At 43.5% G+C, this 13,956-nt stretch carries 15 protein-coding genes; 3 read left to right on the forward strand and 12 right to left on the reverse strand.

The genetic code is table 11. From position 1 onward, the window contains the following. Positions 1-21: 21 nt before the first annotated feature. Positions 22-1,356: an ankyrin repeat domain-containing protein gene (locus tag DS891_RS22310; protein ID WP_174170953.1), complete on the reverse strand. Its 1,335-nt coding sequence runs from the start codon at positions 1,354-1,356 to the stop codon at positions 22-24. 145 nt (positions 1,357-1,501) lie between these two features. Here DS891_RS22310 and DS891_RS22315 point away from each other — a divergent pair, with 145 nt between their 5' ends. Beyond that, positions 1,502-1,708 carry a DUF2897 family protein gene (locus DS891_RS22315; RefSeq protein WP_010606500.1) on the forward strand — a complete coding sequence of 69 codons (207 nt, stop codon included), beginning with the start codon at positions 1,502-1,504 and terminating at the stop codon, positions 1,706-1,708. A 35-nt stretch (positions 1,709-1,743) separates the two neighbouring features. Here DS891_RS22315 and DS891_RS22320 read toward each other — a convergent pair whose 3' ends face one another. Further along, positions 1,744-2,154: a hypothetical protein gene (locus DS891_RS22320; RefSeq protein ID WP_017218873.1), complete on the reverse strand. Its 411-nt coding sequence runs from the start codon at positions 2,152-2,154 to the stop codon at positions 1,744-1,746. 106 nt (positions 2,155-2,260) lie between these two features. Beyond that, the gene (locus DS891_RS22325; protein ID WP_174170954.1) at positions 2,261-3,418 is read right to left on the reverse strand and encodes an endonuclease/exonuclease/phosphatase family protein; all 1,158 of its coding nucleotides are present in this window, start codon (positions 3,416-3,418) and stop codon (positions 2,261-2,263) included. A 166-nt stretch (positions 3,419-3,584) separates the two neighbouring features. On the opposite strand from DS891_RS22325, the gene DS891_RS22330 reads away from it, so the two are divergent. Further along, on the forward strand, positions 3,585-5,603 hold the full coding sequence (locus tag DS891_RS22330) for a response regulator (protein ID WP_174170955.1): 2,019 nt from the start codon (positions 3,585-3,587) through the stop codon (positions 5,601-5,603). Between the two features lie 45 nt (positions 5,604-5,648). Here the strand turns inward: DS891_RS22330 and DS891_RS22335 are convergent, their stop codons facing one another. From DS891_RS22335 to DS891_RS22350, 4 genes are all read right to left on the reverse strand, one after another. Continuing rightward, complete coding sequence (locus tag DS891_RS22335) at positions 5,649-6,620, reverse strand: RimK family alpha-L-glutamate ligase (RefSeq protein WP_010375495.1); 972 nt, start codon at positions 6,618-6,620, stop codon at positions 5,649-5,651. A gap of 169 nt (positions 6,621-6,789) precedes the next feature. Beyond that, the gene (locus tag DS891_RS22340) at positions 6,790-8,079 is read right to left on the reverse strand and encodes a Glu/Leu/Phe/Val dehydrogenase (protein ID WP_174170956.1); all 1,290 of its coding nucleotides are present in this window, start codon (positions 8,077-8,079) and stop codon (positions 6,790-6,792) included. 86 nt (positions 8,080-8,165) lie between these two features. Beyond that, the gene (locus tag DS891_RS22345) at positions 8,166-10,139 is read right to left on the reverse strand and encodes a UvrD-helicase domain-containing protein (RefSeq protein ID WP_174170957.1); all 1,974 of its coding nucleotides are present in this window, start codon (positions 10,137-10,139) and stop codon (positions 8,166-8,168) included. Between the two features lie 151 nt (positions 10,140-10,290). Then, positions 10,291-10,752, reverse strand: a complete 462-nt coding sequence (locus DS891_RS22350) for an HPP family protein (protein ID WP_010375489.1) — start codon at positions 10,750-10,752, stop codon at positions 10,291-10,293. A 110-nt stretch (positions 10,753-10,862) separates the two neighbouring features. Between DS891_RS22350 and DS891_RS22355 the strand changes: the two genes are divergently transcribed. Beyond that, positions 10,863-11,393, forward strand: a complete 531-nt coding sequence (locus DS891_RS22355; protein WP_174170958.1) for a TetR/AcrR family transcriptional regulator — start codon at positions 10,863-10,865, stop codon at positions 11,391-11,393. On the opposite strand, the gene DS891_RS22360 is transcribed toward DS891_RS22355, so the two are convergent. The 5 genes from DS891_RS22360 to cyoC form a co-directional block, all read right to left on the reverse strand. Continuing rightward, positions 11,383-11,694 carry a YciI family protein gene (locus DS891_RS22360; protein WP_045989089.1) on the reverse strand — a complete coding sequence of 104 codons (312 nt, stop codon included), beginning with the start codon at positions 11,692-11,694 and terminating at the stop codon, positions 11,383-11,385. The genes DS891_RS22355 and DS891_RS22360 overlap by 11 nt on opposite strands. A 20-nt stretch (positions 11,695-11,714) precedes the next feature. Beyond that, positions 11,715-11,942 (reverse strand): hypothetical protein, encoded by a 228-nt coding sequence (locus DS891_RS22365; protein ID WP_017218863.1) that lies wholly within the window; start codon positions 11,940-11,942, stop codon positions 11,715-11,717. Between the two features lie 139 nt (positions 11,943-12,081). After that, a complete protein-coding gene (gene cyoE, locus DS891_RS22370; protein ID WP_095729938.1) occupies positions 12,082-12,960 on the reverse strand; it encodes a heme o synthase in 879 nt (292 codons plus the stop codon). Positions 12,961-12,973: 13 nt separating this feature from the next. Then, positions 12,974-13,333 (reverse strand): cytochrome o ubiquinol oxidase subunit IV, encoded by a 360-nt coding sequence (gene cyoD / locus DS891_RS22375; protein WP_017218861.1) that lies wholly within the window; start codon positions 13,331-13,333, stop codon positions 12,974-12,976. Continuing rightward, positions 13,333-13,953 carry a cytochrome o ubiquinol oxidase subunit III gene (cyoC, locus tag DS891_RS22380; protein ID WP_010606488.1) on the reverse strand — a complete coding sequence of 207 codons (621 nt, stop codon included), beginning with the start codon at positions 13,951-13,953 and terminating at the stop codon, positions 13,333-13,335. Before cyoC ends, cyoD begins: the two co-directional genes overlap by 1 nt. Positions 13,954-13,956: the final 3 nt, after the last annotated feature.

The following is a 13,956-nucleotide window of genomic DNA, read 5'->3' on the forward strand; positions in this document are numbered from 1 at the left end:
AGCTTAGTTCGTTACTGTAAGCTACTGCAACGATAGTACGGCTATCAACACCAATACTGAAAACAATACCTGCACACCAATACTAAGCCATGCTAACGCATTTACCCCGATCAGTGACCAAGGCGTTGAGCTGTTTGGGTATAGAGGGTTGCTGCGTTTACGCCTCGCAAAAACAAAAATTGCGATAGAAGCTGCCGTAGTGAAAAGTGTTGCGATGGTTTTTTCATCCACCTCATCAGTAAAGAATAAAAATAACTGCAGCGGTAGCAAAATAGCAGCAAAGGCATAAAGAATATGGACAGTTTTTATTTTTTGATACTTTGCCTCATTAGAAAGCTCGATAATACCGTGCTGCTCAAATGTTTGCTTAGAAGTAAGCGCCTGATTTTTCATAGCCACACGGTATGGGGTGTCGCCATGAATATCCGCAAGCGTCGGGTCATCACCATGTTCAAAAATCATTTCGATCATAGCTGCAGAGTTCGATGCCGCCGCATAGTGCATTAAGTTCCTGCCCGATTCGTCCAATTCATTTACTTTATGGTGCGGCAACATGGTTTCAACCGCGCTCACGAAGCCATTTTCAACCGCTAACATAATAGCTGAGCGCCCACTGCTATCTCTCGCAGTTCCTGTCGCGCCCTGCGTGACTAAGGTGATAATCGCTGATTGCTTCACCTGTTGTTGGGTTAGCTGGAACAATAGCGCTTGTTCCAAAAGACCCGTTACTTCATCTTTGTCACACATAGTGCAAAGCAGCTCAAAAGTCTGCTGTCCATCCAGCAAACTATCTGTTGCTAGTTTAGCCGTGGCTGCTCGGTCAAGCAGACAAGTATCAATATGAGTCAATAGTGCCGCATGTGTTGCCTCCGAGCTGTTGCACCACAGAGAAACAATTTCTTTCGCGCTAAACTTAAGCCCTTTCTCCAGTAGCCATATCAGCGTTTTTTCATAATGTTTGTCACAGAGCAACTCTACAAACGATAAGCTTTGCTCTTGCACCTGAGCTTGAATATCAGAGTACTGGCCAAGACGCTGAATGAGTGTTTTTATTAGCTCATCCTGATCAGTATCATTTTCCTCAATGTGTTGAATTACGCTATTAACGTATTGACGCTGTTTATCGTCATAGTCATCAATATGCTGAAAATAACAGGCTTCGAACGGCTCTAGCGGTCGTAACCAAGCGAGGTAAAATAAAGGAGGTAGAACAGTGGTCGTTACGCCCTGCTCATCTTTCATTTGTTGGCAATTCGGCCATGCCTCTATGGCATCTAGAATGTAAGCACCGTTTTGTTCGATTAACCCCTTTAACAGCATGGGATACTGAGCAGGCCAAATTAACACTTGTTCCATGAATGCGCTATTATCCTCAGAATGTAAATATATGCAGCATAATTATCGCGAAATGACTAGGTGGTGAATAATATCAACAGTCGCGCTAAAATGCTCACCTATTTCAGGACAAATTTAAAAAATAGGGCTTTTTTGAGGAGCTAGAATGGGCAATCAATTAGAAACATGGCAAGTGGTCTTGATCATTGCTGGCGTGTTAGGGGTGATTTGGAGCAATATTGCGTTGTTAAAGTATTCCGCCAAATTTGAAATGAAAAAGAAAATAGACGAGCAAACGGCACCTTTTGACAAAGATAAAGTAACATCCAAAAACAACACGCCTCAAAACAATCCAAAAAAGGATGAAGATTGAAGCATGTTGCGACGTTAGACGTGCTGACTAATCATTCATCCACATTTGAAATTTAATCGCACATCATAAGGCTTACCGAGCGCACCATCGGCTATTCCTCCACCTATGGTCATTGCAGCCCCTGCATCATCAACACTATTTCGACCAAAAATCCACATCGCCATACCGGCAGCCTCAACGGCGTTAGCTACGCCTTTTTGCGTGATATAAGTACTCTCAGGCGTATCGCTGTTATAAATGATATCTAGATTCACAACATACGCGACCATATCAGCTTGTTTGCAATAGTGTCTAGCCTGCTTTAATGCTTCTTTACTACCCGCATCACGGCTGTCGGAAAATAACATAATATTATGCACACCATCAGACGATGGACGCACATCATCATGATGAGCACACCCAGATAACCAAACCGCTAAACCAACACTTAATAGAATTCTTTTCATCACACTCTCCTATTCATTAAGCGCAAGCTTAGAGGTTATTTCGGTTTAGTTCCGTTAGTCATTGTTTAAATTTGTAGTAAGCGACACGGTTGACCAATCACTGAGCTCACTTAACTTCCACGTCCACCCAAACTAGGCGATGATCGGAGCTGGCATGACGACTTTCCACTAAACGGAATAATTCGTCTTCTTTGCTTGGCCAGAAAACCCCGCTGCTAAGTACTCGAAAGCCGAACTTGGATGGTAGTACGTAATCTACGCGTGCCCCCCAATGTGCGGTATAACTGCGACTCGCACTTTCCTTGCTATGTTCACTTCCGCCTCTACTCGTTGGCGCTAAGTCCGAGAATACTTTAGGGTTATCTAATAATTGTTCTATCACACCAGGTCTATGTTTATCCCCTGTATCGGCAGCATTTAAATCACCGACAATGACAAACCGTGTATCATTTTTAAGGCCACCTTTAACGCCATTATCATCATAAATGTACTGGCTACGTTTAGGGTCGATATAATCGGCCATTAAGCGGATCTCATCGTGATTTCTGTTGCCATTTCTATCCTCTTCACCATCAAAAACTGGAGGCGTTGGATGCATCGCCAGCAGGTGAAATAATTTACCGTTCACTTCAATTGGCAGATCCCAGTGAGATTTTGAGCTTAGTCTCAAATTTTGCCACTCTTGCTCACTATACCAAGGCTGTTTCGTCACAGGGTCTGTTGTGACCTTATGGTCTGGCATATCTTTCCAAAGAAAGGTCTGCAGAGTTCGGGCCTGCTCTTTTTTAATCGGGTACTTTGACAGTACAACCATCCCATATTGCCCCTCATATAAACCAAACCCTTGGGCATCACCGCCATAACTAGATTGCTTGCCGTCATTATCTAAATCATACGGTGTTGGTAATCCAGTATTGACTGGCGCAATATAAAAGTAAGGATACGATATCGGCTGCTGATCCGCTTGAGGTTGTGCTAGATAGTTATTTACAAATGCCTGTACACCTTTATTTGGTTCAGCGATGTAATCAAATTCATTAAGTAGAATCACATCTGGGCGAACACGCTGAATGATTTCTGCAATATTTCTGATTTGTTGATGTTGACCATTCTGTAGCAGTTTACTGAGCTTTTGAGAGTCCAGAGCTTGCCCTTTTTGTTGATAGTTCGTTGCTTCCATACTGACATTAAAGGTAGCAACACGAAGTGTTTGTGCACTTACGACCGTTGTCATTAATAAAAAAAGTAGACCTACGTATTTCATAGACTTGCCTTAAAAAATTGTGAAAATCCCGCGTCGACTATTTTATTCATAATCCTTTGAAAAATGGAAATTATCTCGACAGATTCAAACGATTTAATGTTGGCAAGTTAGCAAAGAGCGGTTAAAGTTAAGTGATTAACTGCCTTGTACTGCCAATGTGAAATTTGTGAGTATTTTAAAACGATTACACCTCATCACCACAAACCAAGACACCACATTTGAAGAAAAAGTGACGGCGCTGCTGACACTTGGTCTCGATGTGTTTGAGCTTGATATTGCAATCGTCAGTGAAATTCAGGCTGATATATACACAGTAAGACATGTGATCACCCCAGATAATTCTTTGTTGGTAGGTACGGATTTTGAACTGGCGAACACCTATTGCTGGCACACTTTACAAGCTGACAGCGCACTGTCTTTTCATCACGCTGGTATCAGCGAAATTGCCACTCACCCTTGCTACGCAAACTTTGGCCTAGAGAGCTACATTGGTGCGCCGATTATTGTTGATGGTAAACGCTATGGTACCGTCAACTTTTCCGCATCTAGTGCCAAAGCCCAAGCGTTCAGTCAAGAACACTTAGATTACGTGAGTTTATTAGGTCAATGGATTGGTGTTGAAATTTCTCGGCAAAAGGCGTTAAAAAAGATACAACACCGTTCACAAGCATTAGCAGCGATGAGCCGTCTTGCTGATATTGGCTCATGGGAAGTCGATTTTAAAAAGAACAAAGTGTATTGGAGCCAACAAACGCGACTCATTCATGGCGTTGATGATAACTTTACACCAACACTCGACAATGCCATCAGCTTCTATAAACCCGGCGTTCACCAAGGAAACATTAAACAAGCCATAGACGACGCCATCACCTCCAAAACCAAATGGGACATAGAATCCATTATTATTGATGCCAACGGCAACGAAAAGTGGGTCGCCTCTCACGGTCAAGGTGAATATGAAAATGGCGAATGCGTTCGGGTTTTTGGTGCCATTCAAGATATAGATGAACAAGTCAAAATGCGTATTGCATTGGAGCAAAAGCGCGAAGAAGCGGAGCAACTTCTTAAAACCCGGAGTGAATTTATCGCCAAAATCAGCCATGAATTAAGAACCCCGCTGAACGGATTAGTCGGTATGCTTCAAGCGTGCAGAAAAGAAACCGACATAAAAGAAATCAAGAGCAACCTGAGCGTTGCAGTCAACAGTGCAGATATGTTGATCACATTAATAAACGACGTATTAGACTTCAGTAAGTTAAATAGTAATAACCTGAAGCTAGACAATACTCCGTTTGATCTTCATCAGTTAGTCGAACAAGTTGTAGGCCTGTACAGTCCAGCCTGTCGCGAAAAAGGGCTTTCAATTAACTTCCATATTCATAAAAAAGGTACAAATTGGCTCTATTCAGATCCGACGCGAGTTAAACAAATTATTGCAAACCTCGTGAGTAACGCCATCAAATTTACACCAACGGGTAGTATCGATATTTATGCCGACGTGCTGGGAAGTGAAACTTCACCGGTTCTACAATTAAGTGTCTCAGACACAGGCATAGGGATTGCTAAGACCAATCAAGTACATCTTTTTCAGCCATTTAGCCAAGGCGATGTCAGTGTAAGTCGGCATTTTGGTGGTACTGGTCTTGGCCTTTCAATCGTATTTGAGCTTTGTAATTTGTTACAAGGCGAAGTACAGGTAGAAAGTGAGTTGGGTAAAGGAAGTACCTTTATCGTTACCTTCCCAATAGAGTTTGCAGACGAGACCAACGACGTACAAGAGCAAAAGACTGAAGAGCAGCATATTTCCTTATCAGAATGTAAAATCCTGCTTGTAGATGATAATCAAATCAACGTACTGGTGATGGAAAAGTTACTGAATCAGTTTGGTGCAACTCACATCGACAAAGTTTATAACGGCGAGCAAGCCGTAAAATCATGCCAAGACAAAACCTTTGATATTGTGTTTATGGATTGCGTCATGCCGATTATGGATGGCTTTGAAGCCACTCGTAGTATTCGTAGGCTGTCAAAAGAGAAACGCCAAGGACCACATATTATTGCGTTGACCGCCAATACTTCAGAGTCCGATAAGGCAGCCTGTTATGAGGCCGGCATGAATAACTTTCTGTCTAAGCCTATTCAGCTTGACGCACTAAGAAGCGCGCTTGAGCCCTTCACGCAATAAAAAAGGAGCTTGACCTAGCTCCTTTCTTGTTATGACGTAGCGGTATTATTCCGCTGCTTTTTCTTTGCTCGCTTTAGTGCCGTTACTGCTCTTCTTTGATTGACCAGTGCGATTAAAGATCCCTAAGCGAATTCGAATAAAGTGTAAAATCTCTCTCGCCACATCAATGTCTACAGCCTGTTCTAGCCCTTCAAAACCTGGACTTGAGTTTGCTTCACAAATTTTAAAATGCTCTTCATCGAATAATAAGTCGATGCCAGCAACATCTAGATTCAGGATATTAGCGGTCTGTGTTGCTAGCCATTCGATTTCAGGGGTGATCGGGTGTGGGCTACCTTTTGCACCTAAACTTACGTTGGCCTTAAAGTTCTTACCGCCAGAATTACGCTCCATACAAGCGACAGCACGGCCGCCAATGGTCAATACACGTAAGTCTCGACCATGACTCGACTTCACAAAACGCTGCAAAATGATATTTGCTTTTGGATTTGTTGCTTCAATAAGTTGCATCAAATCATCAAATTCACCGCGTGATTTTGACAAAAATACGCCGCTGCCCTGCGAGCCTGATAGCGTTTTAATCACGACTGGGAAACCAATTTGCTTCTCTACCAGTTCAATATTTACAGGGAACTTAACCAACATGGTTTTTGGTGTTGGTAAGTTTTGCTCTGCAAGGATCTGCTGCGCATACAGCTTATCTTTTACAGTTTCGATAGACTGCGAAGAGTTAAAACAATGTACGCCTAAACGCTCAAGGTGACGGATAATCGCAAGCGTAAAGTAAGTCGTGCCTGCACCCATACGCGGCAGTACAAAGTCAGGTAACGCAACCGGCTGACCATCGATTAGAATACTTTCTTCATCTTCTCTAGTTACCAATAGATCGAATTGATCAGGTGAGTAAACTTGAAGATCAATACCTTCTTCCTTTGCCACCGCCATCAATCTATCTATTTCATAAATTTCAGGTTTTAACAAACTGGCAGAGTCTTTGTAAATGATCCAACCGCGCATACGAATTGCCCCTTGAGTAGCGGAATAAGAGGGTCGCTGTTGACACGAATTGTTAAGTGAAAACACCTAAGCTGGTTCGTGTATCACCGACCCCCAAACAAAAGCGCGATTATGTGGACTCACCAGAAAACAGTACAGCAAAATAAATTTATCGACACAATCTAAAAAACTACTCACGATTTTCAAAGTAAGATTGTGTCCCGTGGGCTTCCAAGGCGCTCTCAATACGTTTTAATGCCAGTTTGTATACGGCATCTCGCATTTCAAGCCCTTCATCACTTCGCAGCTGCCACGCCGCTTCAAATGCATTCGATAAATATTGCGCCAATTTATCTTGCACAGTTTGCTCGTCCCAAGCCTCTCCTTGGCGATTCTGACACCACTCAAAATAGCTTACGATGACGCCGCCGGCATTAGCTAAAATATCAGGGATCACTATCACGCCCTGTTCATGCAAGATTTCGTCGGCGTCCGCCTCAATGGGTCCATTGGCAATTTCGACAATATATTTTGCTGATACTGCTTTGGCGTTATCTCGGGTGATTGCGCCGGATAGTGCTGCGGGCACCAAAATGTCCACATCCAGCGCAAGCAGCTCTTCATTACTCAGCACTTTATGTTCAACGCTTTCACAGACCGAATCATCACAGTACACGGCTTTAAGCGCCTTATTGCGTTGCTTTTCTTGATAAATGCTTTCTATATCTAAGCCATCTTTACAGTAAATCCCGCCTTTTGAATCGCTTACTGCAACGACTTTATAACCCGCTTGCTGCAACAGCCTTGCACAGTGATAGCCACCGTTACCAAAGCCTTGAATAGCTACCGTTTGTTCCGCTTTATTCCAATTATTTTTTTCACTAAGCCGCTCTATCATTAAAAATGCACCGCGACCCGTGGCGGACTCTCGCCCTTCACTCCCTCCAAAAATAAGCGGTTTACCAGTGATCACGGCAGGACTTTTTTTACGGACGATTTTCTCGTATTCATCCATCATCCAACCCATGATCCTGGCATTGGTGTACACATCCGGTGCGGGAATATCTTGATTGGGTCCAATAAAATCAGCATTAGCTCTAATATATGCTCGAGCAAGGCGCTCAAGCTCCATGGGACTCAGTGATTTAGGGTCAACGGTTACGGCACCTTTACCACCGCCAAATGGCACGCCAACCGCCGCACATTTTAGTGTCATCCAAAGGGCTAAAGCTTGCACCTCACTCATATCAGATTCTTGATGGAAGCGTATTCCGCCTTTTGTTGGGCCTAGCAAATCATTGTATTGACAACGATACGCCTTAAAATAATCAAGCTTACCGTTGTCACGACGAATTGAAATGTTGCTCGACAGCGTTCTTTGAGGCTGGGCTAACGCTTGATAGGTAGACTCGTTAACTCCTGTTTTTTCGACTATATGGTTTAATCTTTTCAACGCGTCTTTTAGTAGATCCGTACTCATCCTTTCCTCGCTTATGTTTTAATTCAACAAGTAATTGTATGAGTGCCTGGCGCAAAAAGATCAAGTCCATCAACAGGGATTAATAATTATGCGATTTCCTCTAAAAAGTAGGAAGGTGTATCATTTGGTGCTAATAAAAAGCATTGTTTCTTCGCTCTAGTTAACGCCACATAGAATAAGCGTCGCTCTTCTGCGTCAGGAAATGCCCCTTGTGCTGGTAAAAGCGCATCGACAAATGCTGGCGTTTTTACCTGTGACGGAAAGTTTCTATGCTTGAGACCAAATACTATCGTAAAGTCTGCTTCAGACCCTTTGGCACCGTGAAAGGTGTTATGTGAAATAATAAGCTCTGGATAGAGTTGCCGCCACTGCGCAATTTTTGATTTATCAGGTAATGCTCTATGATTTCTCGCCAGTAAGGCAACGGAAGTTTTCCCCTCATTGCGCTGCTCAATATGATTGAGCAGTTGTTGCGCCTGCGACAATTCATCATCCACCATAACTTTCACTACGCCCTGTCCTGCCACGCCTGTGGTATGAGAAGTGATATGCTTGGTTATTTGTTCTGGATTGCGGCAAATAAACTCACTCGCCGTGTCTAAAATGGTTTGAGGATAACGGAATGTTTTATCCAAATATGTGGTCGTTGACTTACCAAAATACCGAGTAAACTCGGTAGTTAGGCGCATATCGCCACCACTAAAGCGATAAATAGCCTGCCAATCATCACCAACGGCGAACAATTGCGAGCCGGCTTTTTTATCTAGCAACACCTGAATGAGCTTTGCCCGCACACGGGAGATGTCTTGAAATTCGTCGACCAAGATGAACTTCCACGGTGAAATAAACTGACCAGACTCTACGTAATAAATAGCCCGCTCCAGCATGTCATCGAAATCGATGCTAGATTCATTGCTTAGATACAGCTGATATTCCGCAAGAACTGGCATGATCACACTCATTTGATTGCTAAATTGCGTCAGCAGTTGCTCAACCTCCCCCATTATTTGAGCATGCTTCATCAATGGTAATACCTGACTTATCAGGTCTATCGCCTGTGACGCTTGCTGTGTGCTCGAACTTTTCAGAAATAGTGCAAAATCTCGCTCAAAGTGGCTTTCTTGTCGCAACGACTGCACGGTGTCTGCAATAAATTGTTTAAATAGTTTTTTATCCGTTGCTAGATTTGAAATTGTCGGCTTTTCCCCGGTAACCGCTTCGATGATCTGCATGCCAAGCGAATGAAAGGTAGAGCAATTTAAGGTATTACAGAGAGGCCGACAGCGCTGACGCATCTCCGTCGCGGCATCATTACCATACGCAAGCAACAACAGCTCATTCGCCTGAGCTAATTTACGATGCAAGAGATACCCAACTTTGGCCTTGATAACGCTTGTCTTACCCGTGCCTGCGCCAGCAAGCAGTAATTGCCTGTCATCTTGGATCACACAAGCCTTACGCTGAGCTAGCGTAAGGGGATTTGATTCAATGCTGTCAAAATAGTTGGCGTCTTTTGCCAAGTAGTGTTCGACAAAAGCAGACTGAAATTCCGCAACCTCACGCTCATTCCAAAGTGCAATTTCTCGCACTGTTGCTACTTGAGGCTTTAACGAACTTGGCACGATATTGTCATCTAGGTGCTGCCAGCTGGACCATAAGGCACCGCAAACATGACGCACTGAACTTTGATTATGATGGCTAAGATATCGACGCGTTAATAATTGCTCAATTTTACGAACTTTGACTTGCAAGTGCTTGCCATGGTGTAAAATCCAAAGTCGTTGCAATTGTTGCACTAACTCATCTGCACCTTGATTTTTAACACTTAACACATAGGTCTCGTGACCCTGTTTGATCAGGACTTTTTGAGCAAGCCAACCACGCTGAGGTGCTGGTGGAACTGTCATAGCGCTAAAGGGGATGAAACTGTCAGCAGATTTCGACTTAAGGTGGAGGCCTTCTTTCGTACATTTGGCACCACGTACCCCATAAAACAGCCGACTAAAGAGATGTAATGCTATCAATTGGTCAATCAGACAAAGTAATTCCGTTGCAGCCATGCTAGCACGAAACCCAAAAACGCGCTTAATGAAATTTTGTCATCGCTATTTATTTTTTATTAATTTCAATGAACTAATCTAATACCTAGCTAACAGATTGTGCGACTCAATATTTGAGAAGGCAGGCGAATAAGGCCTGCACATCAACATATCAAGCAGCTGTTATTGTAGTTAGCTTTGTTTTAGCCGCTAACGTTGCTTTACCAACCAGTACGAGTACCACTGCACCAATAATCACAGGCGTAAATAAAAAGCTCCATCCCTCCAGTGCCAACATGATCAGTATTGGATTTGCGCCAGCCGGTGGGTGGGTGGTTTTTGTTACTAACATACTAAATACGCCAAGCCCCGTTGCTAATGCCAAAGTGAATTCGTTAACACCGATATACTGCGCAAAAATAATCCCGATTGTTGCGGTAATGATATGTCCAAAGATGACGTTTTTAGGCTGCGCTAGTGGACTTTCGGGCACACCAAATACCAGCACTGCCGTTGCGCCCAAAGGTGCCATTAAAAAAATATGCTCAGCACTTATCGTTTGACTAAACGCCAATATTGCAATTGCGATAAACGCCCCCGCTCCAGCAATTAAAGCAAGTTGTATTTCTCTCATTGTATTCTTTCCCTTTCCAAAAAGTAGACCAACTTGTCTACTCCGCAAATGGTAGACAAGTTGGTCTACTTCTGTCAACCTATAATCACGGTAATAAACATGACTGACTGATGAGTACAAAAAGACAACAACTGATCGATTGCGCAATGGACCTGTTCTATCAACATGGCATTCATGCCATTGGCATTAACGAAGTATTAAAGTCATCTGGCATTGCTAAAAAAACCCTGTACAACCATTTTGAGAGTAAAGAGGCACTGGTGCTTGCAACACTTGAGCAGCGGCATCACCTATTTATATCTTGGTTATCTCGTTGCCTCGAAAATGCTCGAACGAATGAACAGCTCACAGAGCAGCTATTTTCAGCGCTAGATCAGTGGATTAATAACAAAGTGGCAGTGCTGGGCGATTTTCGTGGTTGTTACTTTATCAACACGGCGGCAGAATTTGGTGAGCTTACCAATCCAATAAATCAACTATGCCAGCGGCACAAACTTGCGGTAAAAGCGTTACTTAAACAAGCGCTCAACGACGCTGATGATGCCGCTGTCGAGCGTCTGTTTCTATTGAGCGAAGGGATTATTTCAACGGCCTATACCTGTCACGATACGGATGTGGCCAAGCGGGCACTCAAGAATTAAGGTATTTCTCCACTTCTGTAAAGCAAGATGCAAACTTGCTTGGCACAAACTCGATAATGTCATACCGAGCCACTTCGGCGACATAAAAGGGATCTTGACGAACAATATCAAGTAGTTCAGCTTCACTACTCGCCTTTGCCAAAATAACCCCACCAGTTCGTGGGATTTTTCTGCCAGAGGCGATAAAAGTACCATTGGCATAGAAGCGATCTAAAAACGCAATATGAGGGGCGAGCAGCGGCTCTACCTGTTCAATTTCGGTAACATAAGTAAGGTTAACAATAAATATCGAAGCTGACATTAAGCTATTTTCCTGTGTAATTATGGTTCTGATTTGGGTGCTTTTTTACGTTGTTCTTGTTTGGCTTTCGCGACATTTTTAAAAACGGGTGGTGGAATAGGAAAAAGAGAGATGAGCGGCATTAAAGCCAAAAATAGATAGGCGCCTTTTGGCATTTTTTTGGCCCATAGCACGACCTTAAAAAGTAAAAAGGACGCGATAAAAATCGCCGTAAATAACAACAATACTTCTGTGATCCCTATATCCATTATTATCTTCTCATCTATTCAATAAGCTGGATATGGAGATAAAATGGGTAAAAAGCAAGCGACGTAAAACAAACTAAGATAAGAACGAAAAAAGGCCCTGTGGGCCTTTGGATTTTAGTTACTTTGGGATAATCTGCGATCAGTACAGCATCGCAGAAACTGTGCTGTGATTATCAATCGCCATCGCGATACTTAGGACTGTGATATTGACTATTGAGAATGCAAATACTTGCCTCGCCCAACCATGTAAATCTAAGTCTCTTTGGTATCCTTTTAGCGCCATCAATAACCACCAAAAACTGGTTGTACAGGCCACCGCCATAAATGCTATGCCGGTATAACCGCTAAGCGGCAGTAACATCACCACCAGTGCATAAATGGCGATATACAAAACAATGTGATGCTTAGCCTTTTCAATACCTTGCGCGACTGGCAACACCGGAATATTCGCGGCCCGGTAATCTTCAAAACGGAAAATCGCAATGGCATAAGAGTGCGGCATTTGCCAAAGACAAAACATCAATAATAAAATGGCAGCGCCAGAGTCAAACACCCCGCTTACTGCGCAGTAACCAACCACAGGAGGCACTGCCCCTGACAGGCTACCAACCACCGTGCCATACACTGAGTTTCGTTTCATGTATAAGCTGTAAACACCGACATAAATAAAAAAACCAAATGCGGCAAAACTCAGCGCAATCCAATTGGTGAAATAGGCTAAGAGCCCAAAGCCAGATAATCCGAGTACCAGACTATGTGACAGTGCAGCAACTGAGGAAATTTCCCCAGTTACTGTCACGCGAGTTTTAGTACGGGCCATTGCCGCATCGATATCCCTGTCGATGACATTATTAACTACACAACCTGACGCAACGACTAAAGATAGCCCTAGCAGAGTCAAGGCAAATAGCAGCCAATCAACTTCACCTCGAGAGGCCAATAAAAAGCCTCCTGCGACTGAAATCAAGTTTCCCATAATGATCCCAGGTTTTGTCACCTGAAAATAACGACGCAGCATGACTACTCTCCTGTTAATACATCATCATGGCGTTCGATTCGTAGATGATCCAGACCGACAGCCCCACTACCATCACAATAATCAACGCACTAAAGATAAAGGAAAGCGTGCTTGCCTTGCCTTCTTCCGTAACAAAATTCAGGTGTAAAAAGTACTTTAGGTGCACCCAAATTTGCACTAACGCCGTTGTCACTAACGTCCAAAATGTCGTGCTAGATGACAAGCTGCCACTCATCACGGCAGCAAAAGGAATGGCTGTCAAAATAACGGATAGCACAAAACCAATTAGATACGACTTCACACTTCCGTGGCTGTCGTGTTCATGCTCATGAACATCCATCTGTGCTAACGCTTGAGATTCACTATGGCTCATTACATTGCCCCCATTAAATAAACAACGGTAAATACACAGATCCACACGATATCTAAAAAGTGCCAGAACAAGCTTAAGCAGCTCAAACGCGTTACCGTTTGTGGCTTAAGACCACGACGTGTCACTTCAATCATCATCACAGTCATCCAAATCAAGCCTGCCGTCACGTGCATGCCGTGCAGACCCACCAATGAGAAGAAAGAAGTCAGAAAAGCACTATGCTGCGGCCCATGACCATGTACTATCAAGTGATGGAATTCATACACTTCCATGCCAATAAACACCGCACCAAAGGCAAATGTCACCGCAAGCCAAGATAAGGTTTGCGACTTTTTCTGTTTGTTTGCCGCTATCATGGCAAACCCAAAGGTAATACTACTTAACAGTAGGGCCGCGGTTTCAACCGCAACAAAACCCAGCTCGAATATGTCTTTGCCAGACACCCCGCCTGCCGTGTTCATGTACAACACGGCATAAGTGGCAAAGAACGAAGCAAACAACAAACAGTCCGTCATCAGATATAGCCAAAAACCGAATACGGTGTTTGAACCTGTGTCATGATCTGCATGCTCGTGAGCATCTTCTAACGCATGCAGCGTAGCGGGAGTAATCGCACTCATGAA

This window comes from Pseudoalteromonas sp. JC28 (assembly GCF_013319255.1).
GTDB lineage: Bacteria > Pseudomonadota > Gammaproteobacteria > Enterobacterales > Alteromonadaceae > Pseudoalteromonas.

Bases quoted from the DNA above. Each gene is read 5' to 3' on its own strand.
- DS891_RS22310 (WP_174170953.1), bottom strand. From the start codon at position 1,356: ATGGAACAAGTGTTAATTTGGCCTGCTCAGTATCCCATGCTGTTAAAG.
- DS891_RS22315 (WP_010606500.1), top strand. From the start codon at position 1,502: ATGGGCAATCAATTAGAAACATGGCAAGTGGTCTTGATCATTGCTGGC.
- DS891_RS22320 (WP_017218873.1), bottom strand. From the start codon at position 2,154: ATGAAAAGAATTCTATTAAGTGTTGGTTTAGCGGTTTGGTTATCTGGG.
- DS891_RS22325 (WP_174170954.1), bottom strand. From the start codon at position 3,418: ATGAAATACGTAGGTCTACTTTTTTTATTAATGACAACGGTCGTAAGT.
- DS891_RS22335 (WP_010375495.1), bottom strand. From the start codon at position 6,620: ATGCGCGGTTGGATCATTTACAAAGACTCTGCCAGTTTGTTAAAACCT.
- DS891_RS22340 (WP_174170956.1), bottom strand. From the start codon at position 8,079: ATGAGTACGGATCTACTAAAAGACGCGTTGAAAAGATTAAACCATATA.
- DS891_RS22345 (WP_174170957.1), bottom strand. From the start codon at position 10,139: ATGGCTGCAACGGAATTACTTTGTCTGATTGACCAATTGATAGCATTA.
- DS891_RS22350 (WP_010375489.1), bottom strand. From the start codon at position 10,752: ATGAGAGAAATACAACTTGCTTTAATTGCTGGAGCGGGGGCGTTTATC.
- DS891_RS22355 (WP_174170958.1), top strand. From the start codon at position 10,863: ATGAGTACAAAAAGACAACAACTGATCGATTGCGCAATGGACCTGTTC.
- DS891_RS22360 (WP_045989089.1), bottom strand. From the start codon at position 11,694: ATGTCAGCTTCGATATTTATTGTTAACCTTACTTATGTTACCGAAATT.
- DS891_RS22365 (WP_017218863.1), bottom strand. From the start codon at position 11,942: ATGGATATAGGGATCACAGAAGTATTGTTGTTATTTACGGCGATTTTT.
- cyoE (WP_095729938.1), bottom strand. From the start codon at position 12,960: ATGCTGCGTCGTTATTTTCAGGTGACAAAACCTGGGATCATTATGGGA.
- cyoD (WP_017218861.1), bottom strand. From the start codon at position 13,333: ATGAGCCATAGTGAATCTCAAGCGTTAGCACAGATGGATGTTCATGAG.
- cyoC (WP_010606488.1), bottom strand. From the start codon at position 13,953: ATGAGTGCGATTACTCCCGCTACGCTGCATGCGTTAGAAGATGCTCAC.